Genomic DNA, 22,352 nt, shown 5'->3' on the forward strand with positions numbered 1-22,352 from the left:
CTATTTGTGATATCCATTGTCAAATGCATAGCATTAACTCATTATTTAGCCTAGCTACCCAGTTCACTCAAAAGTAGGCTAAGAATATTCGTGTCGTAACTACTATGTGTTCAAGATGTTGTAACTTTTGAACATAACCTTAGAAAATCACAAAAACCTATAGAGAAAATCACAAAAACCTCTAGCGATTTTCATCATAATAAGCAATCTCCACACTTTAGACAAATAGTAAGAGGACAATCAAAGACATAAGGGTAGCAGAATAATTATTTAATCATTAACTTGTTGTCAAATAACTATCTGGTAATGGACTTTTCCAATTTGACATATAAAAGGGAGGCTGTCATAGCCTCCTTTTACTGTGCTTTTCAGTTTGTTTTCAGTAGGAAAAAACGCCAGCTATACGAACAGACTTTCCAAAACTAGATGGATGAATGTAGCCAATATAACTAGTGATTAACTAGGCTTAGAAATCAATCTGGACTATAAATATCTACAACTTGACCAATAGGTCGAATATCGTCTTCTGGGCTAAAATAGATATCATCATAGTCAGAATTGAGTGATTGCAAATAGTCACCTTTGAACTTTTTAACAAAATTTTCCCCATTGACTGAAAAAATTCCAATTGTATTTAGAGGAATATGAGGAGCTAGGCGAATGAAGAGATAGTCTCCATCCTCGATATGCGGAGCCATAGAATCTCCCACAACCTGAGCGATTGTATCATAAGATTGGTTATCTGGAATCTCATCGTTATAGAATGATACAAGATTGTTCATATCTGTATCCTGCCAGTAACCTGTACCGGCAGAAACCTTACCAGGAACAGGTAAATCGATTCGCTCCCGATAGTCATCCAAGTGAAGAATAGAAGCAGAAGGAGTAACTGAGGTAGTTTGCATAGCTGCTAACTGTTCTTGACCAAAAGCTAACCATTGTGCATGGAAATCACCTCTTAATTCATTGTCCAAGGTTTGAACCTCTGGATGAATAGGCTGTTGAAATAGTTTAAACTGGGAAGGAGTAATCGTTAAAGCAATATCTTGATTGGAATCTAGTTGCTCGATTAGCTCACCAACCGATATAGCCATGCCCTTAGCGACTTTTTCTAGCGTATCCATCGTTGGCAGGAGAGCTTTTTTGGTTTTGGGATGCTGGTTCTTTTCCAACATAGAAATATAACCTTTTGTTAAACCAGATAATTCAGCGAATTTATCCATTGATAATTTATTCTTGCTTCGGTATTCTTTTAAAATATCACCTAAAATCATGGTTGTCTCCTTATCTGTTTAACTAATTATACCATTAAAAAATATTTTTCGCAAATTTTGTTTAACATGTTTGACAAAATAAAAAATTGGTGGTAATATATAATCATAAAGATCAAGTCGAATGAAAAAAATAAATTTATTTGGACTATTTTCTAGAGCTTATTTTAAATTTGGCATTCTATCGACTTTTCAAATTTGATTGATTATTAAAGGAGATTATAAAAATGTTTGGATTAGTAGCTAAAAAAACAGGAGTCAAAGAGGTTGAAGAATATTGGGCAAGTACTTTAGTTGACATGGGAATTTGTGACGTCGAAGATAATTTGAGTGGTTGTTGCTGGAGATGTAAATCTTCTTTTGCTGTATCTGCTTGTCAAATTGTCAATAAAATCTGGCCTTTGTCCTATTCTTTGTCTAATAAAATGGTTCTTTGTCAATCTTGTCAAATTGAGAAACCTTTAGTAAAAAATCCTGATCTGGTTTGGAATTGGCTTGAGAATGAGAGTGGTCAACTGTTTTGGGCGAAGCAGGGGATGTCTGAGTATGAAAGAAGATATGAAAAATCAGTCTTGCAAGAACTATGGGATATGGGGATTCGTAACAGTTCAGAAGTCGAAAGTCTAGTTGAGAGAGTCTTGAAATCTGTGCGAATCAATTGTCAAATCATCAATCAATCCACTTTGGCTAATGTGTTTCGTTCCGAAATTATACTTATGCAGAAGGAAATGATGGAGAACTTTGAAGAAAATAATGGGTATGCTAGTTAAGTTTGATTTTCGATATCTTTTTATTCAATAAGTCTAGGATATCACTAATCTTTATTTTATGTGCCACTGCATTAAATTGATAAAGGACTATTTTATTAGAATACTTCGTTAACCTTTTATTTCATTTTACTGAGATTGGTATTCATATCTTTTAAAGATTGAGACGATATTATCATACTGTGGATGTGCAAATATTCTCTCCAAATACAAATTTGTTCAAAAACAGCTTAGAATTACATTTCCAGAAACGTTGATTCTAAGCTGTTTTCTATTTTATGATTTTTGACCAGGGTCTGAATAACAATAACTTTGGTAATGTGTTTTCTAGACATTGATTCGTAGCAGTTGGATGGGGGGAGTTTGTCAGACCTATAGACAATTCCAAATTGAAATCTGCTAGAATATTTTATCAGTTGTTTTTGCTTTTTGAAGGTAAAATGATGTTCAAGGTTTAAATTGATAATTTTAGGATTCTCTAATTAAACGATTTTCTTTTATTGCAAAATTATGTCCACAAAATCGACAATGGTAATGAGTTTTATCAGCTTCATAAAGAAGGGCAAACATTGCGCCGTTTCTTCCACCAATTGCTTGACCAATAATTGCATCTCGAGGAGAATATTCGCGTTTTTTGGGAGGGTATTTTTGAAGTTTTTCTGACTTACATTTTGGACATTTTGGTACGTTAATAGTGGCCTTGCTATCTTTAAACCTCCGGTAGAGACTGTAGCTAATGATTGCAGTAATGAAGAGAATCGGACCGATATACTCGAGTAAATTCATCATTTTCCCTCCTCGTAGACATTATTTTACTGAATTTTAAACCATTCATCAAGTAAACGAATTGTTGCGGAGTAGCAGTAAGGTAGATGGTGAATCATTGTCTTGGGCAGGATGAAATTTTTTACGTTAAAAATTTCACAAAACCTTTACACAACTTGCTATTTATAGTATAATAATATAAAAATAAAATAAATAAAGGAGCTTGTCTATGGCAACATTTTACGTCCCAGCAGTCAATTTGATTGGTCGCGGTTGTGTCAACGAAATTGGTAGTTATGTCAAGAATTTGGGCTACAAAAAGGCTCTGCTTGTAACAGATGATTTTATCCGAACAAGTAATATTTTACCTAAAGTTACCAAGCCACTTGATGAAGTAGGTATTGACTACGTAGTCTTTAGTAAGGTTGATCCTAATCCGACTTGTAAAAATGTATTTGATGGTCTAGCAGTTTTGCAGGAAAATGACTGTGATTTCATCATCTCAGTTGGTGGTGGTTCTCCTCAGGATGCGGCAAGCTGTATTTCTATCATGGCGACAAACGGTGGTAAACCACAAGACTATGAAGGATTGCATAAGTCAGAAAAACTTGGTCTGCCAGTTGTAGCAATCAATACAACTGCAGGTACTTCAGCCGAAATCACCATTAACTACGTTATCACCGATGAAGAACGCAAGGTTAAAATGGTTATGGTGGATAAAAACAGTCTAGCTGTTATGTCAGTCAACGATCCTGAGCTTATGTTGTCCAAGCCTGCAACTTTGACTGCAGCAACAGGTATGGATGCCTTGACTCATGCCATCGAAGCCTTGGTAACTCCTGGAGCATACGGTGTAACCAAAAAATTATCTATGGGTGCCATTGAGTTAATTAAAGAATACCTACCACGAGCAGTTGAAAACGGACAAGATATCGAAGCCCGTGAGGCTATGGTCCATGCTATTTTCCTTGGCGGTATGAGTTTTAACAATGCTGGTTTAGGTTATGTGCACTCGATGGCTCACCAGTTGGGAGCTGTTTACGATCTACCACACGGCGTCTGCTGTGCAATGATTTTGCCAATCATAGAACGTGAAAATGCCAAACGTGTACCAGCTGCTTTCCGCGATGTTGCAAAAGCTTTAGGTCTTGATATCGCAGGCAAGTCAGACGAAGAATGTGCTGACTATGCCATTGCACAAATCGAAGAATTGTCAGCTAAAGTCGGTATTCCGAAGAAATTAACAGAGTTGGACATCAAAGAAGAAGACTTTGACTTTGAATACCTTTCTAAGAATGCCTTGATTGATGCTTGTGCACCAGGAAATCCATTCATGCCAACATTAGATGAGACAATCTCATATTACAAAGAATTGTTCTAGGATAATATCTGTTTTCTGTTAAGGAAGTTGGGCAAGTGATCCATTATGGTTTGCTCGGCTTCCTCTTTTTCGTGGAAGTATGTCTAACGAACATCAGATAAAATTGAATAAAACTTGTTCTAAAATTTAGTCATTAAGTCTTTTTAGACCTAAATGCATTAATTTTGTAAAATCTTTAACTATTGGCCTACTTTGATGAATCGATTTCGTTGACTACGAAAGATGACCGTAAAACGACAAAGAAATGGGATTTGTCAGCTTCGTAAAGAAGGGAAAAGCTTTTCCTCCAGTAGCTTGTCCATTAATTGCATGTCGAGAAGAAAAGTCACGATTTTTGAAGTGTATTTCTCCGCTTTTACTGACTTACATTTTAGTCATTTAAGTGCTTGTTTAGTATCCATGTAATATGGAAAAATTTTTCTTATAGGATAACTGATTAGTGGCTATAGTTGTTAACTATACATATCTCTAATGTTTAAGTATTAGTCAAGATGGTAAAAATGAGGTAGAATACAGAAAAAGACCAAAGGAGTACCTTTATGACTAGAGAATTTTCATTTGAAACCCTTCAACTCCATGCTGGACAAGAAGTTGATTCTGCTTCAAAATCACGTGCTGTACCCATCTATCAAACCACTTCCTATGTTTTTGAAGATGCTCAAGAAGCAGAAGATTTATTCGCTTTACGTAAACCGGGGAATATCTATACTCGAATTACGAATCCGACGGTCTCTACTTTTGAAAATCGTGTAGCAGCCTTAGAAGGTGGTATTGGTGCCTTGGCCACTTCTTCAGGAATGGCAGCCATCACATACACTATTCTAGCGTTGGCACATGCTGGCGATCACATTGTGGCAGCAACGACACTCTATGGTGGGACTTTTAACCTATTCAAAGAAACCCTTCCTCGCTATGGTATTACAACAAGCTTTGTAGATATTGATGATTTTGAAGCGGTAGAAGCTGCGATTAAAGATAATACAAAACTGGTATTTATTGAAACCTTGGGAAATCCTGTTATCAATATTCCTGATCTTGAAAAATTAGCAGAAATTGCACACAACCACCATATCCCGCTTGTTTCAGATAATACCTTCGCAACCCCATATTTGATTAATGTATTTTCTCATGGTGTTGATATTGTAGTCCATTCTGCAACAAAGTTTATCGGTGGGCATGGTACGACCATTGGCGGTGTGATTGTCGATAGCGGCAAGTTTGATTGGGCGGCATCTGGTAAGTTTCCGCAATTTGTTGAAGAAGATCCAAGCTATCATAACATTAGTTATACTCGTGATATTGGTGCGGCTGCATTTATTGTAGCAGTTCGTGTACAATTACTTCGTGATACAGGTGCTGCCCTTTCTCCATTCAACGCCTTCTTGCTTTTGCAAGGGTTAGAAACCTTGTCTCTCCGTGTAGAGCGTCATGTATCTAATGCTGAAAAAATTGTTGACTTTTTACTTAGTCATCCTCAGGTAGAGTCGGTCAATTATCCATCACTTCCAGATAGTCCTTATAAGGCTTTGGCGGATAAGTACCTGCCTAAGGGAGTTGGCTCTATTTTCTCTTTCCAAGTAAAAGGCGGAGCAGAAGAAGCCCGTAAGGTTATTGATAGTTTGGAAATCTTTTCCAATTTAGCAAACGTTGCCGATGCCAAATCACTAGTAGTTCATCCAGCTACAACCACGCATGCTCAGTTAGCTCCGGAAGATTTACTTGCTGCTGGGGTCACACCAAATCAAATCCGCCTATCTGTTGGTCTTGAAAATATCAATGATTTGATTGAAGATTTGCAACTTGCTCTTGATAAATTATAGGTTGTGAATCGAATAGCATGGCTTTATTCTTTATGAATAAATAAAAGGAAATTTGGCGTGTGTGCCATTTTCCTTTTTTATATCTGTCCTAGTTCTTCCAGTCCATTCTCAGTTAGTCGATAGATTCTTTGACAAACTTCTTTCAAAAAGCGTCTGTCGTGTGATACGCATACCAAACCACCTGGATAATCGGCAAATAGTTGACGAATATATGGCTGAGAAGTAGGAGAGAAGTTTCGACTGGGTTCATCTAATAAGAGAAAATTGGCTTGTTCTAGTACCATTTTTAATAAGAGTAACTTGGCCTTTTGTCCACCTGAAAGTTGGCTAATCTTGTGATGGACTTCTTGTCGTGTAAACTGCAGGCTAGCTAGATGGGTCAAGATAAGTTGTTCCTGTTCACGATTGCCATTTTCTAATAAAAAATCAAGTGGAGTGTTAGACTCATCAAGGACTTCTGTATAGTACTGGGGCATGTAGCCCAAGTTTATATCTGCTCGTTGCCTGAGTTTCTGATAGATGATCTTTAGAAAGCTGGATTTACCTATTCCATTTTGTCCAATGATGCCAATTTTCTCTTGTCCATTTAAGTTGAAATGGATGTTTTGAACGAGTAGTCGTTCGTCAACCTTTAATTGGAAGTTTTCTAAGTGAAGTACTTGTTTTCTAGCTGGTAGTGGTGAAATGTCTGAGAAGAAGAGGGAAATAGCATCTTCATGAAAAGGCACTTGTGTGAGATTTTCCTTCATTCTTTCATAGCGTTTTTCACGTGATAAGACATTTTTCATTTTCTTGGCAATGAGGCGTCCCATAGTAGCATCGTGTGTATTGAGCAAGGTATTGCGCACCTGTGATTTTTGACGTAGGTGCTTATTCATGGCTTTGTCAAATTCTTTTTGGTCATTCCGAGCTTGCTGGACCTGCTTCTGATAGGCTTGTTGGCGTCTCAATGTGTAATCCTGGTAATCTAGTTCTTCAACCTTGGTCTGTGCAAGTGTTTTCTTTTTAACCGATTCTAGATGAATGATTTTTGTAGCTGTTCTGCTAAGAAAGTCTTCATCGTGAGAAACAAATAGGATGGTCTTTGGGCTCGTGATGATATAGTTTTCAAGCCAAAGTAAGGTATCTAAATCCAAGTCATTGGACGGCTCATCCAGAAAAATAATATCAGATGGAGTTGCTAGAGATTTGACTAACTGAATTTTTAGTTTTTCACCACCTGACAGGCTTTCAATCAATTGTTGACTGGCAAATCGCTCGCTGTTAAACTGGAGCTGGTCAGCATAGAGGTAGAGTAGGCTGTAATCAATGTCACTGTCCAGATCTCCGAAGAAGTAGTCGTTCAAGGTTAGCTCTGCTATTTCCAGTGGAAGAATTTGGGGAATGTAGACTGGTGAGCAAAAATTTCGTTGAATATTGCCTGATTGAAGCAGGTAGTCAGCAACAAGAGTTGAGTCCATCAAGGTGAGTAATAGACTGGATTTGCCATTTCCTTCTTCGCCGATGATAGCTATTTTATCGCTAGGGTTGACAATGAGGTTTAGGTCCTGAACCAGATTTCTCAGGTCTTTTTGATGGTCGAGAGATAAATGTTGAGTGCTTAGTAGCATAAGGCCTCCTTTACAAGAAAAAACACACTACCTATTTAGTAGTGTGTCGAAATCTGCTCAAAAAGACCCTATTCAAGGAATAGAGGAAACAGAAAAATGGACGCAAGAAAACTACTAAATAAGTATAGAACTTAAATTGAGTTTACTTGTTATTGTCCATTTCTCCTTACCTCGCAATGCTTTATTTGCTTTAGTATAGCATATCGATAAAATCTTGTCAATCAGCGTGCTATAACATTTATTGATATTGATAGAGATGTATGTTAAAATGAACGTATTGTAAATGAGAGAGGATCCGAAATGGCAATCACTGGAATTAAGCAAGCAGATATTTTAGAAATAGACAAACAAGTCCGTTTACGTCGGTATGATGGTCAGCATGATTTTGCTTTTGAATGGCACCAAGATCTAGAATTGGTATGGCTGATTGATGGTGATCAAGAACGCTATAGTCATGACTTGCTCAATCGTATGTATGATTATTTGTCTAAAAATGGCGAATGTTACTTTATTGAAATTTTTGAAGACAATCAGTTTATCCCAATTGGTGATGTGACGCTGTTTGCAGATGATTTTGCCATTGCCATTGGAGATAAGCGGTATTGGAACAAAGGAATTGGAACAAAGGTATTACAGCGAATGGTAGAGCGTGCAAGGGAAGTGGGTCTTGAGGAAATACTTGTCGAAGAAATTTATGACTGGAATACGGGCTCCCGTAAACTATTTGAGAAATGTGGCTTTGAAGCTGTTGAAAAGACAAAGAAAGGTTGGTCTTACAAGATGATATTGTAATTGTATTATGAAATACTAAAAAAGCCTTGACTGCTAGTCAAAGGCTTTTCGTTTAGCTTAGACGTTCAAGACCTTATCAAGGAAGTCTTTGAGACGTGGATGTTGTGGGTTATCAAAGATTTGCTCTGGTGTACCATCTTCAAGGAACTCACCGCCATCAGTGAAGATAACACGGTTAGCAACCTTGCGGGCGAAGCCCATCTCGTGTGTGACGATTAACATGGTCATACCTTGCTCAGCCAAGTCTTTCATAACGTTGAGTACATCGCCAACCATTTCAGGGTCAAGGGCAGAAGTTGGTTCGTCAAAGAGCATGATGTCTGGGTTCATAGCGAGCGCACGAGCGATAGCAACACGTTGCTTTTGACCACCAGATAGGCTATCAGGCATGGCATCACGCTTGTCTGCCAAACCAACTTTTTCCAACAATTCCATACCAACTTTTTCAGCTTCAGACTTGTCCATCAATTTGTGTTCGATTGGCGCAAATGTGATATTGTCAAGTACAGACATATGAGGGAAGAGGTTGAAGTGTTGGAATACCATTCCGACATTTGAACGGAAGGCGTCAACATCTGTCTTAGGATCGGTTAAGTCATATCCATCGACTGTTACTTGACCACTTGTAATGGTTTCAAGTAAGTTCATTGTACGAAGGAAGGTCGATTTACCTGAACCAGAAGGACCGATGATACAAACAACATCGCCTTCATAGAACTTAGCAGTAATACCTTTGAGGACCTCGTTTTTACCATAAGACTTGTGTAAGTCATGGACGTTGATTTTTAATTGAGCCATTATTTGCCTCCTTTTTCGAGTTTGCGTGCTAAGCGAGTCAAGAGTGTGATAACTACCAAGTAAATGATGGCAAGAATTGCATACATACGGAAGGATTGGTAGTTACGTGCAATAATGATTTTACCTGCTTGGAAGAGTTCGACCAAACCAATCGCAGAAATGATAGTAGTATCTTTCAGAGTAATAACAAACTGGTTGATGAAGTTAGGCAACATAATTTTACCAGCTTGAGGTAGGATAATCTTACGCATGGTTGTTCCGTAGGAAATACCCAAACTGCGAGACGCCTCCATCTGACCAGCTGGAACGGCTTGAATACCACCACGAACAATCTCAGCAATATAGGCACCAGAGTTGAGGGATAGAGCAATTGTACCTGCGACAAAATCGTTGATAGGTGATTGCTGACCTGTAATTGACTCAAGCAGGTTTGGTATGCCCCAGAAGATGAATGCGGCAACAATCATCAAAGGAATACCGCGGACCACATCAACGAACACTGATGCTGTCACACGAAGTGCTTTAACTGGGCTGACAGCAAACATACCGAAGATAATACCGATGACAATTGCAATAGCAAATGATAGAAGGGCAAGTCCGATTGTGATACCAAGACCTGAGAGCAATTGACCGTAGTTGTTTTTTAAAAGACCAACAATCGTTGTCTCATCAACAGTTGAAGTTGTTGTGCTTGCTTCTTCAGTTGAGTTGAAATACTTATTAAGGATTTCATCATATTTGCCTGATTCAACTAGGGCAGCTAAACCGTTGTTAAACATTTCAATCAATTCTGGGTTGGCACCTTTTTTAACGGCAAATCCGTACTCACCTGATTTTTCGCCAGGAATTGGTGTTGCAAAGTTGCGACCTTGTTGGATGGCATATAGAAGAACCGCTTCGTCATCCATAAGAGCATCAATAGAACCAGAGTTTAAACTGTCATACATACTGGAAGCTTCGTCGAAGGCTTTTAGGGTGTAACCATATTTTGACTTGTTTTCTTCTAAAAAACTATATGAAGCAGTACCATTTTTAGCTCCAACAGTTTTCCCTTTTAAGTCTTCGTAAGAAGCGATGTCACTACCATTTTTAACAGCTAATAGGATGTTTGAAGTATAGTAGGCGTTTGAGAAGTCAAAGATTTCCTTACGAGCATCTGTGATAGACATACCGGCAATAACTGCATCAGCTTGTCCAGCTTGAACAGCATTTAGTGCAGCGTCGAAACCAGGGTTTTGAATGGTAATAGTAAATCCTTGTTGTTCAGCGATTGCCTTGATTAATTCCATGTCGATTCCGACGTAGTTACCTGATTCATCTTGGTATTCAAATGGAGCAAATGATGAATCAGCTACAATGGTGTAGCTTGATTTGACAGGTGTTGCTTTAGCTGAAGCGTTTCCTGTTAAGCTTAAGCGAGAAGAATAATCAGTGTTCTCAGTACTATTGGAAGAGCCTAGCCATTTATTCAGTATCTTTTCATAAGTTCCATCTTCCTTCATGGCAGCAAGAGCCTTGTTAAAATCTTCTACAAGGTACTCATATTGGCTACCTTTTTTTACAGAGAATCCGAATGAACCGATAGCTTCGCCTTCGATGTCAATGCTTAGGTCTTGACCTTGTTGGATAGCGTATTGAATAACCGCTTCGTCGTCCATTACAGCATCAACAGCACCAGCAGAAAGGCTATTATACATCAAATCGCCAGTATCAAAAGTTTTTACGTTGTATCCGTACTTGTCTTTGTTTTCTTCTAGGAAGTTTTGGGCTGCGGTACCATTTTTGACACCGACAGTCTTACCTTTAAGGTCCTTATATGAAGAGATGGTATTTGCCTTTGTGGTAGCGATAACGATTTTGGTGTCGAAGTAAGGGTCTGAGAAAGTAAATACTTTCTTACGCGCTTCGGTGATAGTTGTACCTGCCATTAGGGCGTCCGCAGATCCAGCCTGTACAGCGTTGACAGCTGCATCAAATCCTGGGAAGCTTTGATTCATGGTCCAACCTGAGCGCTTGGCTACTTCGTTGATGATGTCAACATCTAATCCTTTATAAATTTGATCTGAGTCTTTAAACTCGAATGGGGCGTAAGCATTGTCAAATACGATATCAATAGTATCGTCAGCTTTAATGCCAGTAAAAATAAAGAATACTGGCAGAATGCTTGCCAATAATATGAGTAATTTTTTCTTCATTTCCATACTCCTTCTATTATAAGATAACTGTCCTAGTATATCATATTCTGAAAATTAATGCAAAATCGAGGTTTTTATAATGTTAGAATTTCTGACATACAAAGTCATTAAAATGTGAGAAAATTTAATATTTTGGACATGGTTGTGAATGGTTTAGAATGTTTCTCCATTAGTCGAACTTATGATAAAATAGAAGTATGATTAATCGAAATACTGAAAACCAATTTAAACTTGTATCGAAATATTCCCCATCTGGCGACCAGCCCCAAGCCATTGAAACCTTGGTTGATAACATCGAGGGGGGCGAAAAAGCCCAGATTCTCATGGGGGCAACAGGAACTGGTAAGACCTACACCATGAGTCAGGTCATTGCCCGTGTCAATAAGCCCACTCTGGTTATCGCCCACAACAAGACCTTGGCTGGTCAGCTTTATAGTGAGTTCAAAGAGTTCTTCCCAGAAAATGCGGTAGAATACTTCGTGTCCTACTACGATTACTACCAGCCCGAAGCCTATGTCCCGTCCAGCGATACCTATATTGAGAAGGATAGCTCGGTCAATGATGAGATTGACAAACTCCGTCACTCAGCAACCTCAGCCCTGCTGGAGCGAAACGATGTTATTGTTGTAGCTTCGGTTTCTTGTATCTATGGTTTGGGTTCGCCCAAGGAATATTCTGACAGCGTGGTCAGTCTGCGACCAGGTCAGGAGATTTCCCGTGATCAGTTGCTCAATTCTCTGGTCGATATTCAGTTTGAGCGCAACGACATCGACTTCCAACGGGGCCGGTTCCGTGTGCGTGGCGATGTGGTGGAGATTTTCCCGGCTTCTCGAGATGAACACGCCTTCCGTGTGGAGTTTTTCGGGGATGAAATCGACCGCATTCGTGAGATTGAAAGCCTGACTGGGAAGGTTTTGGGCGATGTGGATCACTTGGCCATTTTCCCTGCCACCCACTTCGTGACCAACGATGACCATATGGAAACGGCTATTGCCAAGATTCAGGCGGAACTGGAAGAGCAGCTCAAGGTCTTTGAGGCAGAAGGAAAACTCTTAGAAGCTCAGCGATTGAAACAACGAACCGACTACGACATCGAGATGCTTCGGGAAATGGGCTACACCAACGGAGTTGAGAACTATTCACGACACATGGACGGGCGAAGCGAGGGCGAGCCTCCTTATACTCTGCTGGACTTTTTCCCTGAAGACTACCTGATTATGATTGACGAGAGCCACATGACCATGGGGCAGATAAAAGGGATGTACAATGGTGACCGCTCACGCAAGGAGATGTTGGTCAATTATGGTTTCCGCCTTCCGAGTGCATTGGATAATCGACCGCTGCGCAGGGAAGAATTTGAGAGCCATGTCCATCAGATTGTCTATGTATCTGCGACGCCGGGTGACTATGAATTGGAGCAGACAGAGACCGTTGTCGAGCAGATTATCCGACCAACAGGGCTTTTGGATCCAGAAGTAGAAGTCCGTCCAACCATGGGGCAAATGGACGACCTCCTGGGTGAAATCAATGCACGTGTTGATAAAGGTGAGCGAACCTTTATCACTACCCTGACCAAGAAAATGGCAGAGGACTTGACCGACTACTTGAAAGAAATGGGCGTCAAGGTCAAGTATATGCACTCGGACATCAAGACCTTGGAGCGTACGGAGATTATCCGTGATCTTCGCTTAGGTGTCTTTGATGTCTTGATAGGGATTAACCTCTTGCGTGAAGGGATTGACGTGCCAGAAGTTAGTCTGGTCGCTATCTTAGACGCAGACAAGGAAGGCTTCCTCCGTAATGAGCGTGGACTTATACAGACAATCGGTCGGGCAGCTCGTAACTCTGAGGGTCATGTGATTATGTATGCGGACAAGGTCACCGAGTCCATGCGCAAGGCTATGGACGAAACAGCCCGCCGCCGTCAACTCCAAATGGCTTATAATGAAGAACATGGCATCATTCCACAAACTATCAAGAAAGAAATCCGTGACCTGATTAGCGTGACCAAGGCTGTCACTCAGGACAAGGAAGAAGTGGTGGACTTCAATGCTCTTAATAAAGATGAACGCAAGGCCATGATCAAGAAACTGGAAGGTCAAATGCAGGAAGCAGCAGAAGTGCTTGACTTTGAACTGGCAGCCCAGATTCGTGATATGGTTATTGAGTTGAAGAGTATGTAACAATTTTATTGATATTGCTGTTAAATTTGTGATTTGATAGAATTTTGTATTGCAAAATTTCATATTTTCTTGTCAGGTAAAATACTAATCCAGAATCTACAGTAAATTTATGTTAAATTGTATACTTTATATAATAAACAACATTTAGTCATAATAGAGAAATGAATTTTTTGTCGAATTACTCAACCGACTACACTTGAATTATGGGATATAAAAAGAGTTTGGAATTAGATTTGTCCAAACTCTTTTATCTATTACTCAGAATAGGGCATTCACCATAGATTACCAGATTCAGTTTTGTTCTTCATTTCATCACTTAAATCTGATAATTGAATATTGGTAATGGTAAAATTGTTGTATTTTTTAAAATTGTAGCAATCAAAATACATCAAAATATATAAGTAAACCTTAACATTAAAATAGTGATAAAAGCGAACTAAACTTTATGAAAACAGTCTCAATGTTAAATATTATATTCAATAGTTTATGTAATATTGAAAATATGTAATTTATCTCTAGAAAAAACGAAAGATTACTTGAATTAAAGCTTAGAAATTTTGAAAGCATTTCAATTTTATAGTATAATGAAATTACTAACTAGGGGGGGAGCGAAAATGAAAAAGAATTTTAATGAAAAGCAACAACGTTTTTCCTTTCGTAAATTGTCTGTAGGACTTGTCTCTGCTACTGTTGCAAGTCTATTTTTCATGACATCAATTGCAACAGCTCAAGGAGTTGGGGCTCAGTCTATTCAGTTGACCTATGTCACAGAACAAGAATTAACGGATCAAGAAAAAAACGCAATTGTTTACGATGTTCCGGGAAAAGTAGAAAAAACGGATGCTACCTATTATTTGGTATATAGACCTGCTTTGTCATCATCAATTTGGCAAACCGAGGATGATTCGACAGCTTCATCGGTCTTTTTTGAAACTAACCAGTCTATTATTACTCCATTAGTTCAAAAAAGTGTCGAGAAGGCACAAGCTAGTCCGCATGGCTTACCAAAAACAGGTGTATTCGATAACCTACTGTTAGGAATGGCCGGTATTTTTACTCTTGTCCTTGCAATTAAAGTTAGTAAAAAAGGTAAGAAGGAATTGGCAAGTGTTATTTTGCTAACAGCGACTGGTGCAAGCTTTCTAGCTCCAACCAGTCATGCTATTTCTAGTCAAATCTTAGCGAAATTTAACCATGCCATTGAAATCTCTGAAGGTCAATCCTTGCCTGTACCAAATACCATTGAAGGATATGTTTATGTAGGCTACCTAAAGGAAAGTAAGGAAGAGGTCGACCAAACGGCTGAGGTGCCTGTAATCACAGAGAATCCTGACACTGCTCCTACCCATTCATTGTCTGAAGCAAAGATTAGTGAGAAAATTGTAACGGAAGATGAAGATATTCCATTTGAAAAAGTCACAATTTATTCCAGTGCCTTAATGGCTGGTGAGCAAAAAGTTACACAAGTTGGTCAGGTAGGAAAGCAAGCAATTGAATCAAAGCAAACTTACGTTAATGGTCAGTTAGTTAAGACGGAGAAACTGTCAACGAAAGTTATTAGTGAGCCTGTTGAAGAAATCACAATGATTGGTACAAAAGATTCGGACATGAATTTGTCCAATTCAATCGACTTACCAACTCTACCAATTGAAACCAAAAATATTACTAAAACAAAAGATATTCCATTCGAAACCCATGAAATCGAGAATGCGGCACTGGTTGAGGGAGAAACTCGTGTCGCCCAAGAAGGCGCAAATGGCATTCAAACCATTACTATCCAGCAAACGATTGTGGATGGGCAAGTCTTGAAGGAAGAAGAAGTTTCTTCTGAGATAACAAAAGCTGCAATTCCAAGAGTTATTGAGATTGGAACAAAAAAATCTGGCGAAAAGGTTATTACAGAAGTACCTGATTCGGCTCCGACACATCAAGTGCCTTCTATCGAGATTTCAGAGGAAATCACCAGCCATGTGGAAAGTATTCCATTTGAAACCCAGGAAGTTTATGATGCAAACTTAGCTGAAGGGGTTAGACAGACTGTACAAATTGGACAGGTTGGTCAAAGAGTGATAGAAAGCAAGCTTACTTATGCAGGTGGCATTCTACTAAAATCAGAAATTGTTTCTGAGTCTGTACAAGCTGCAATCCCCCAAATTGTACATATTGGTACAAAACCAGTTAGTCCAATGCCAGCACCAGAACCTATTCCAGAACCAGTTCCTCAACCAGAAAATACCGATGAAAGTGAGTCTTCGACTGAAATTGTTACGGAAGTACCAAACACGGCTCCAACTGTTGAATTACCAACCGTACAATTAACAGAAGAAGTTGTGACGAACTCTGAAGCGATTCCATTTGCGACACAAGAAATCATGGATCCCAATTTACCTGAAGGTACTAGACAGGTCGTTCAAGTGGGGCAATATGGAACACGTACGACTGACACAAAATTAACCTACGCTGATGGAATATTGATAAAATCAGAAATACTTTCTGATGTGACAAGTCAACCAATCGCCGAAATTATTGCAATTGGAACAAAAATTCAAGAACAAGATAAGATTACAACAGAAGTCGAACACACTGTAATAGATATTCAGTTTGATACGGAGTATGTTAATGACCCAAGTTTACCACTTGGACAAGAACAAGTTCAATCTCAAGGGGTCGAGGGTCAAAAAACGGTCACTACTACCTATACACTCATAAACGGTGTCCGTCAGGCCAATCCAGCGGTATCAGAAGACATTACCAAGCAGCCGATTTCACAAATTGTTGCTCGTGGTACTAAAGTTATTGATGAAAAAACAGATACTGAGACGAGAACTGAAGAGATTCCTTATGATATTGTAGTGAGAGAAACGGATAGTTTGTATCTTGGCGAAGAACGAGTTCAAGTAGAAGGCAAAGTAGGTTCCAAGGAAATTACCACTACATATAAAACAATAGACGGCGTCCGCCAACCTAATCCAACTGTCACAGAGAGAGTTTTGACAGAGCCAGTTGCCAAACAAGTTCTCAAGGGGACTAAGCCAGTTGAGGGTACCGAAGTTGACAAACGAAGGGAAGAAATTGCCTTTGAAACCAAGGAAATTTCAAGTGCTGACCTTTACGTCGGCGAAGAACGTGTTCAAGTAGAAGGCAAAGTAGGCTCCAAGGAAATCATCACGACCTATCAAACTATCAAGGGTGTCCGCCAACATAATCCAACTGTCACAGAGAATGTTTTGACTGAACCGGTTGCCAAACAAGTTCTCAAGGGCACCAAACCAGTTGAAGGTACTGAAGTTGACAAACGTAGGGAAGAAATTGCCTTTGAAACAAAGGAAATTCCAAGTGCTGATCTTTATGTTGGTGAAGAACGAGTTCAAGTAGAGGGCGAAGTTGGCTCCAAGGAAATTACAACAACCTATCAGACTATCAAGGGCGTCCGCCAACCCAATCCAACTGTTACTGAAAAAGTTCTAACAGAACCAGTATCCAAGCAAGTTCTCAAGGGTACAAAACCAGTTGAGGGTACCGAAGTTGACAAACGTACGGAAGAAATTGCCTTTGAAACAAAGGAGATCCCAAGTTCTGATCTTTATGTTGGCGAAGAACGAGTTCAAGTAGAGGGCAAATTAGGCTCCAAGGAAATTACAACAACTTACCAGACTATCAAGGGCGTCCGCCAACCTAATCCAACTGTCACAGAAAAGGTTCTGACAGAACCAGTTGCCAAACAAGTTCTCAAGGGTACAAAACCAGTTGAGGGTACCGAAGTTGACAAGCGTACGGAAGAAATTGCCTATGAAACCAAGGAAATCCCAAGTGCTAATCTTTATGTTGGCGAAGAACGTGTTCAAGTAGAGGGCAAAGTAGGCACCAAGGAAATTACAACGACCTATCAAACTATCAAGGGTGTTCGCCAATCGAACCCAACTGTTACTGAAAAAGTTCTAACAGAACCAGTATCCAAGCAAGTTCTCAAGGGTACAAAACCAGTTGAGGGTACCGAAGTTGACAAACGTACGGAAAAAATTGCCTTTGAAACAAAGGAAATTCCAAGCGCTGATCTTTATGTTGGCGAAGAACGAGTTCAAGTAGAAGGTAAAGTAGGTTCCAAGGAAATTACAACAACCTATCAAACCATCAAGGGCGTCCGCCAACCCAATCCAACAGTCATAGAGAAAGTTTTGACAGAACCAGTAGCCAAACAAGTTCTCAAGGGCACCAAACCAGTTGAGGGTACCGAAGTTGACAAGCGTACGGAAGAAATTGCCTATGAAACCAAGGAAATCCCAAGTGCTAATCTTTATGTTGGCGAAGAACGTGTTCAAGTAGAGGGCAAAGTAGGCACCAAGGAAATTACAACAACTTACCAGACTATCAAGGGCGTCCGCCAACTCAATCCAACAGTCACAGAAAAAATCTTGGTTGAGCCAATCGCTAGAGAAATTCTTCGTGGTACAAAGCCTGTTACAGCGATTGAAAAGGATATTAAAACGGAAGTATTACCTTTTGAAACAAAGTATATCGATGATCCAACGATATTAAAAGGTAAAACTGTTGTAGAAAAAGAGGGGAAAGACGGATTAAAAACCATCACCACCATCTATCAAACTATTAGAGGTGTTCGTCAAAATCCACCACTTTCTATTGAAGAATTAGTAGATCATCCAGAAGACAAGATTGTTCGCCGAGGTACAAAAGTTGAGAAAATTCCAACGGTAGCAATCATAGGCCTAGATAAAAATGAAGATAATAGGTCAGCGACAGCGAGTTATAAATTAGACAATCCAACGGATAATTACCTACGTACAATTGCTCTGTTGTACAAGGGAGATCAACTGGTAGAAGAAAAAGAAATCGCAGATGCAAACGGTAATATGGAATTTACAAATCTTGATTTCTATACAGATTACACCTTGAAAACAAAAGTCTTCTACACTTTGGATAGCGTTGAGCATAATGCCATCCAAGAAAGCTTGCGTGAATTTAATCTGTTTTATAAGAAAATTGAAGTGAAGGATATTGACGCCGTGACGGTCTACCGTCGTAAAGATGGGAAATATACTTCTGCCTATATACTTGATGAAGAGCCAACCAACCCTGATGATTTATTTGTAAAAGTTACTTCTGATCGATTTAAGGATATCTATCTTCCGATTTCATCAGTTAGGGAAACGACTAAGAATGGACAGCCGGTTTATGAATTAACTAGCACTTTTGATCAATTAGTAGAAGATAATGGAACAGGATTCAATCAACAGAAAGTCTTTTATATACCTAAAGTGACTAAGGAAAATGGAGTCTATACTGATTTTACTTCTCTATTGGATGCTATGAAGGCTAACCCGACTGGAACCTTTAAACTTGGTGCTAATCTCTATGCTGATGAAGTTCAGGTTGGAGATGTGAAAGCTTATATGACCGATACCTTCCAAGGGACCTTACTTGGTGAGTCAAATGGAAATAAATATGCTATTCATAATCTGAAAGCGCCACTCTTCGCAAAGATAGAACGTGCAACAATTTCTGGAATTGATCTTAAAAATGTTCAAATAAGTTCTGCTTTGCATCGCGATTTAGGAAGTTTGGCAAATGAAACAGCCTATTCAACTATTTCTGACATAGCTGTTCAAGGAAATCTAAGAGCCCAACGGAATCTCGGGGGGATTGTCTACAAACTGGATTACCAATCACGTTTGTCAAATGCAAGTTTCCAAGGTAAGTTAGATTCTTATGGAAGAGGTGAGTCATACGTAGGCGGTATTGTCGGTATGAACCCTGGTTCATATATCAGAGATGTGAAAGCAGATGTGAACATCTCTATTCTCGGTGAAAACAATCAGGCAGCAGGTGCTATTGCAGGTCGTGTGACAGGTTGGCATAGTGGAAATGAAATCAACATTAAAAATGCCTATGCAACTGGTAGTGTTACCAACCTTGGTACAAGCCAAAAAGTTGGTGGTATGGTTGGAACCAATGATAGGGGTTGGAATTATGGTAGCTTTGACAATCTGGTTAGTCAAGTTCAGGTGACAGGCGGTCAACCAGTTATTGGTCAAGTCTTTGACGCTGCGACCAAGTTGAGCAATGCTTTTTCAACTATCGCTGGTGAAAATAATTCTCAGATAACTGCTCAACAAGCAGAAAGTAAATTGTCAAATATGGCAATCACTGCTAAACTGACTGACTCTGATTACAAAGACTTGAATGCATACTCAGTTGATTACAACAATGTGACTGATGCAAAAGCGGATCATACAGTGGCATACTTAAACATGGAGAAAATCTTGCCATTCTACAACAAGGAATTACTTGTTTATTATGGAAATAAGATTGCCACTACTGATAAGTTAAATCAAGTTAAACTAGTTGATGTCGTTCCAATGAAGGATAATGTCGTTGTTGCTGATTTGATTGCAGACAAGGCAAGTATCAACAAAATCATGTTGTATTTTGAAGATGGAACGGTTGACTACAAATCAGTTGCTTATGCTGAAGATTTCAAGAATAATCATATCATCGAATATGATATTGCAGGTATGCACATTCCGTATACTCCTGAAAGTTTTGTCAATCAAAATGAAGCTATGGTAAACCGGCTTGTTACACTATTGTCTCCGATTGCATACGAATCAGAAGCGCTGTTGAAACAACTAAATCCACCTGCTCAGGCAGCGAATCAAACGACAAATGACATCAAGGATATGTACTTCAAGTCAAGTTTCACAAGAATTAAAGAGAATCTTGAAAGTTATCTCCGTAAGGTGTTAACGGCTACAATGAACGGTCAAGGCCAGAGTGTTGAAACCTACTTTGAGAATAAGATTACAAACAACAAAGAAGCATTCTTGCTAGGTTTGTCTTACCTTGACAGATGGTACGATATCAATTACGATACTTTGAATACAAAAGATTTAACCTTGTTCAATATGGATTTCTTTGGTAATCATTCCGCTTCAACATTGGATGCCATTATTTCAATTGGTCAAGCTGGTTATGAAGCTTTAAGACCCAAAAATAATGTGGAACTTTATTCTTCCTATTTAGCTGGAATGACTGGAAAATCAACTGTATTTGACTTAGTTGAATCTTATCGTAAGGTGTTTTCGCCAAATAAAACGGATAATCAATGGTTCAAGGACAACACAAAAGCATACATTGTCGAGATGAAATCTCAAGTTCCAGAAGCATTGGAAAAACAAAATACAGCTACTAAACATAGTAAGTATGCAGTTGAGGTATATGACAAGATTACAAATCCATCTTGGAGATACCGTCAGATGCTCTTGCCTCTGTTAACCATGGAAAACGAAGATATTTATATTATTTCCAATATGAATACGGTAGCCTTTGGTGCTTTTAGTCGATACAGAGATCTGGTAAATCATCCAGAAAAACGGGAAGAAGTCTATGCAATCATTAATCAAGCAGCCATTTGGCAACGTGACCATACTGACTTCTGGTACAAAACATTAAATGATGAAAATAAAGACAAGATGTTTGGTGCCTACATGAACACAGATGGTTTTGGCTTGTTTGATGAGAATGGAACAAGAGTATGGCATAATTTGTCAAGCAGTAATGCAGCTATTCAAGACTTCTTTGGTCCGATTGCAAAATGGTATGGAAGTAATGGTACAGCTGCCTATGCAAATGGGTCAGAAACCCACTTTGTAGCTTACTCGATGTTGGATAAGGTCGGAAGTTCTACCTATACGCATGAAATGGTTCATAACCTGGATTCCAATACATTCTTCTATGGATTTGGTAGGAGAACTGGACAAGGCCCAGAGCTCTATGCGCGTGGTTTATTGCAAAATGTAAGTAATACTGAAGATAATATCATTGCACTTAATACCATGTATACTGAATTGGATAAGAAAGATTCTTTGATTCGTGTTCAGCCGTACAATCCAGTCGAGCGCTTTAACAACCAAGAGGATTTGAATACCTATGCACATCATATGTTTGATGCCATCTATATGCTTGATTACTTAGAAGGTAGTGTTGTTTTACAACAAGATGCTGCTGTCAAGAAAGCTTGGTTCAGAAAGATTGAAAACTATTACGATGGTGTTCATGCTGGTAACCAAATTCGTCCATTGACTGATGAGGAAGTGGCTAAACTGGTAACATTTGATGACTTGATTGATCAAAGCATCATGAACCGCAGACAGTATTCTGACAATGAGAAATTGGCTAGAAATGGCTACTATAATACATTCTTATTGTCACCAATCTATTCCGCTTTGGATAATCCGACTGGAGCACCTGGAGATTTGATGTTTAGACGCATGGCTTATGAACTCTTAGCCGCTAAAGGCTACGATGAAGGATTTGTTCCATACGTAAGCAATCAACTGAAGTCTGAATCACCAAATGGAATTGTTACTGATACAGTTGTTCTACAACATGTCTTTGAAAACAAATATGCAACTTGGTCTGAATTCAAGAAGGATATGTACAAAGAGCGGATAGATCAATTGACAAAATTGAAGCCAATTACGATTGTGTATGAACTTGATAAGCCAAATTCAACGAATACAGTGACCATCAATTCTTATCAAGATTTAGAAAATCTGATGAAAGCAGCAGTAGAAGAGGATATGAAACGCTTGGATCGAGCGACTTCAAATGTGAATACAAGTTGGGTTCATAGCTTGAAGAGAAAGGTCTATAGTGAACTCTTGCGTTCAACTGATGAATTCAGAAATTCAATATTTTATCCATAGACGTTTATGTTAAGAACATAATTAAATAAGTCGTTAGAATGCCAAAT

General features: G+C 39.0%; 11 protein-coding genes. 6 read left to right on the forward strand and 5 right to left on the reverse strand.

All coding sequences use genetic code 11. From position 1 onward, the window contains the following. Window positions 1-473: 473 nt before the first annotated feature. Window positions 474-1,274 (reverse strand): helix-turn-helix domain-containing protein, encoded by an 801-nt coding sequence (locus PHA78_RS04570; protein WP_172073077.1) that lies wholly within the window; start codon window positions 1,272-1,274, stop codon window positions 474-476. A gap of 224 nt (window positions 1,275-1,498) precedes the next feature. On the opposite strand from PHA78_RS04570, the gene PHA78_RS04575 reads away from it, so the two are divergent. Beyond that, window positions 1,499-2,041 carry a hypothetical protein gene (locus PHA78_RS04575; RefSeq protein WP_024376577.1) on the forward strand — a complete coding sequence of 181 codons (543 nt, stop codon included), beginning with the start codon at window positions 1,499-1,501 and terminating at the stop codon, window positions 2,039-2,041. A gap of 465 nt (window positions 2,042-2,506) precedes the next feature. Here PHA78_RS04575 and PHA78_RS04580 read toward each other — a convergent pair whose 3' ends face one another. Next, window positions 2,507-2,827: a membrane protein gene (locus PHA78_RS04580; RefSeq protein ID WP_032497931.1), complete on the reverse strand. Its 321-nt coding sequence runs from the start codon at window positions 2,825-2,827 to the stop codon at window positions 2,507-2,509. A gap of 205 nt (window positions 2,828-3,032) precedes the next feature. On the opposite strand from PHA78_RS04580, the gene PHA78_RS04585 reads away from it, so the two are divergent. Next, window positions 3,033-4,184, forward strand: coding sequence for an iron-containing alcohol dehydrogenase (locus PHA78_RS04585; RefSeq protein ID WP_024378168.1), 1,152 nt, complete (start codon window positions 3,033-3,035; stop codon window positions 4,182-4,184). Between the two features lie 539 nt (window positions 4,185-4,723). Next, window positions 4,724-6,004, forward strand: coding sequence for an O-acetylhomoserine aminocarboxypropyltransferase/cysteine synthase family protein (locus tag PHA78_RS04590; protein ID WP_099807151.1), 1,281 nt, complete (start codon window positions 4,724-4,726; stop codon window positions 6,002-6,004). A gap of 77 nt (window positions 6,005-6,081) precedes the next feature. Here the strand turns inward: PHA78_RS04590 and PHA78_RS04595 are convergent, their stop codons facing one another. Further along, window positions 6,082-7,614 (reverse strand): ATP-binding cassette domain-containing protein, encoded by a 1,533-nt coding sequence (locus tag PHA78_RS04595; protein WP_272158496.1) that lies wholly within the window; start codon window positions 7,612-7,614, stop codon window positions 6,082-6,084. Between the two features lie 300 nt (window positions 7,615-7,914). Here PHA78_RS04595 and PHA78_RS04600 point away from each other — a divergent pair, with 300 nt between their 5' ends. Continuing rightward, window positions 7,915-8,406, forward strand: coding sequence for a GNAT family N-acetyltransferase (locus PHA78_RS04600; protein WP_024378324.1), 492 nt, complete (start codon window positions 7,915-7,917; stop codon window positions 8,404-8,406). A gap of 57 nt (window positions 8,407-8,463) precedes the next feature. Here PHA78_RS04600 and PHA78_RS04605 read toward each other — a convergent pair whose 3' ends face one another. Further along, the gene (locus PHA78_RS04605; RefSeq protein WP_024390062.1) at window positions 8,464-9,204 is read right to left on the reverse strand and encodes an amino acid ABC transporter ATP-binding protein; all 741 of its coding nucleotides are present in this window, start codon (window positions 9,202-9,204) and stop codon (window positions 8,464-8,466) included. Further along, window positions 9,204-11,399, reverse strand: a complete 2,196-nt coding sequence (locus PHA78_RS04610; RefSeq protein WP_272158497.1) for an ABC transporter substrate-binding protein/permease — start codon at window positions 11,397-11,399, stop codon at window positions 9,204-9,206. The genes PHA78_RS04605 and PHA78_RS04610 overlap by 1 nt, the downstream gene beginning before the upstream one ends. A 197-nt stretch (window positions 11,400-11,596) precedes the next feature. On the opposite strand from PHA78_RS04610, the gene uvrB reads away from it, so the two are divergent. Both uvrB and PHA78_RS04620 read left to right on the forward strand, forming a co-directional pair. After that, window positions 11,597-13,582: an excinuclease ABC subunit UvrB gene (gene uvrB, locus PHA78_RS04615; protein WP_272158498.1), complete on the forward strand. Its 1,986-nt coding sequence runs from the start codon at window positions 11,597-11,599 to the stop codon at window positions 13,580-13,582. Between the two features lie 614 nt (window positions 13,583-14,196). Next, complete coding sequence (locus PHA78_RS04620; RefSeq protein WP_272158499.1) at window positions 14,197-22,305, forward strand: G5 domain-containing protein; 8,109 nt, start codon at window positions 14,197-14,199, stop codon at window positions 22,303-22,305. The last annotated feature ends 47 nt before the right edge of the window (window positions 22,306-22,352 follow it).

This window comes from Streptococcus sp. HN38, assembly GCF_028335765.1.
Taxonomy (GTDB): domain Bacteria; phylum Bacillota; class Bacilli; order Lactobacillales; family Streptococcaceae; genus Streptococcus; species Streptococcus suis_P.

Bases quoted from the DNA above. Each gene is read 5' to 3' on its own strand.
- PHA78_RS04570 (WP_172073077.1), bottom strand. From the start codon at position 1,274: ATGATTTTAGGTGATATTTTAAAAGAATACCGAAGCAAGAATAAATTA.
- PHA78_RS04575 (WP_024376577.1), top strand. From the start codon at position 1,499: ATGTTTGGATTAGTAGCTAAAAAAACAGGAGTCAAAGAGGTTGAAGAA.
- PHA78_RS04580 (WP_032497931.1), bottom strand. From the start codon at position 2,827: ATGATGAATTTACTCGAGTATATCGGTCCGATTCTCTTCATTACTGCA.
- PHA78_RS04585 (WP_024378168.1), top strand. From the start codon at position 3,033: ATGGCAACATTTTACGTCCCAGCAGTCAATTTGATTGGTCGCGGTTGT.
- PHA78_RS04590 (WP_099807151.1), top strand. From the start codon at position 4,724: ATGACTAGAGAATTTTCATTTGAAACCCTTCAACTCCATGCTGGACAA.
- PHA78_RS04595 (WP_272158496.1), bottom strand. From the start codon at position 7,614: ATGCTACTAAGCACTCAACATTTATCTCTCGACCATCAAAAAGACCTG.
- PHA78_RS04600 (WP_024378324.1), top strand. From the start codon at position 7,915: ATGGCAATCACTGGAATTAAGCAAGCAGATATTTTAGAAATAGACAAA.
- PHA78_RS04605 (WP_024390062.1), bottom strand. From the start codon at position 9,204: ATGGCTCAATTAAAAATCAACGTCCATGACTTACACAAGTCTTATGGT.
- PHA78_RS04610 (WP_272158497.1), bottom strand. From the start codon at position 11,399: ATGAAGAAAAAATTACTCATATTATTGGCAAGCATTCTGCCAGTATTC.
- uvrB (WP_272158498.1), top strand. From the start codon at position 11,597: ATGATTAATCGAAATACTGAAAACCAATTTAAACTTGTATCGAAATAT.
- PHA78_RS04620 (WP_272158499.1), top strand. From the start codon at position 14,197: ATGAAAAAGAATTTTAATGAAAAGCAACAACGTTTTTCCTTTCGTAAA.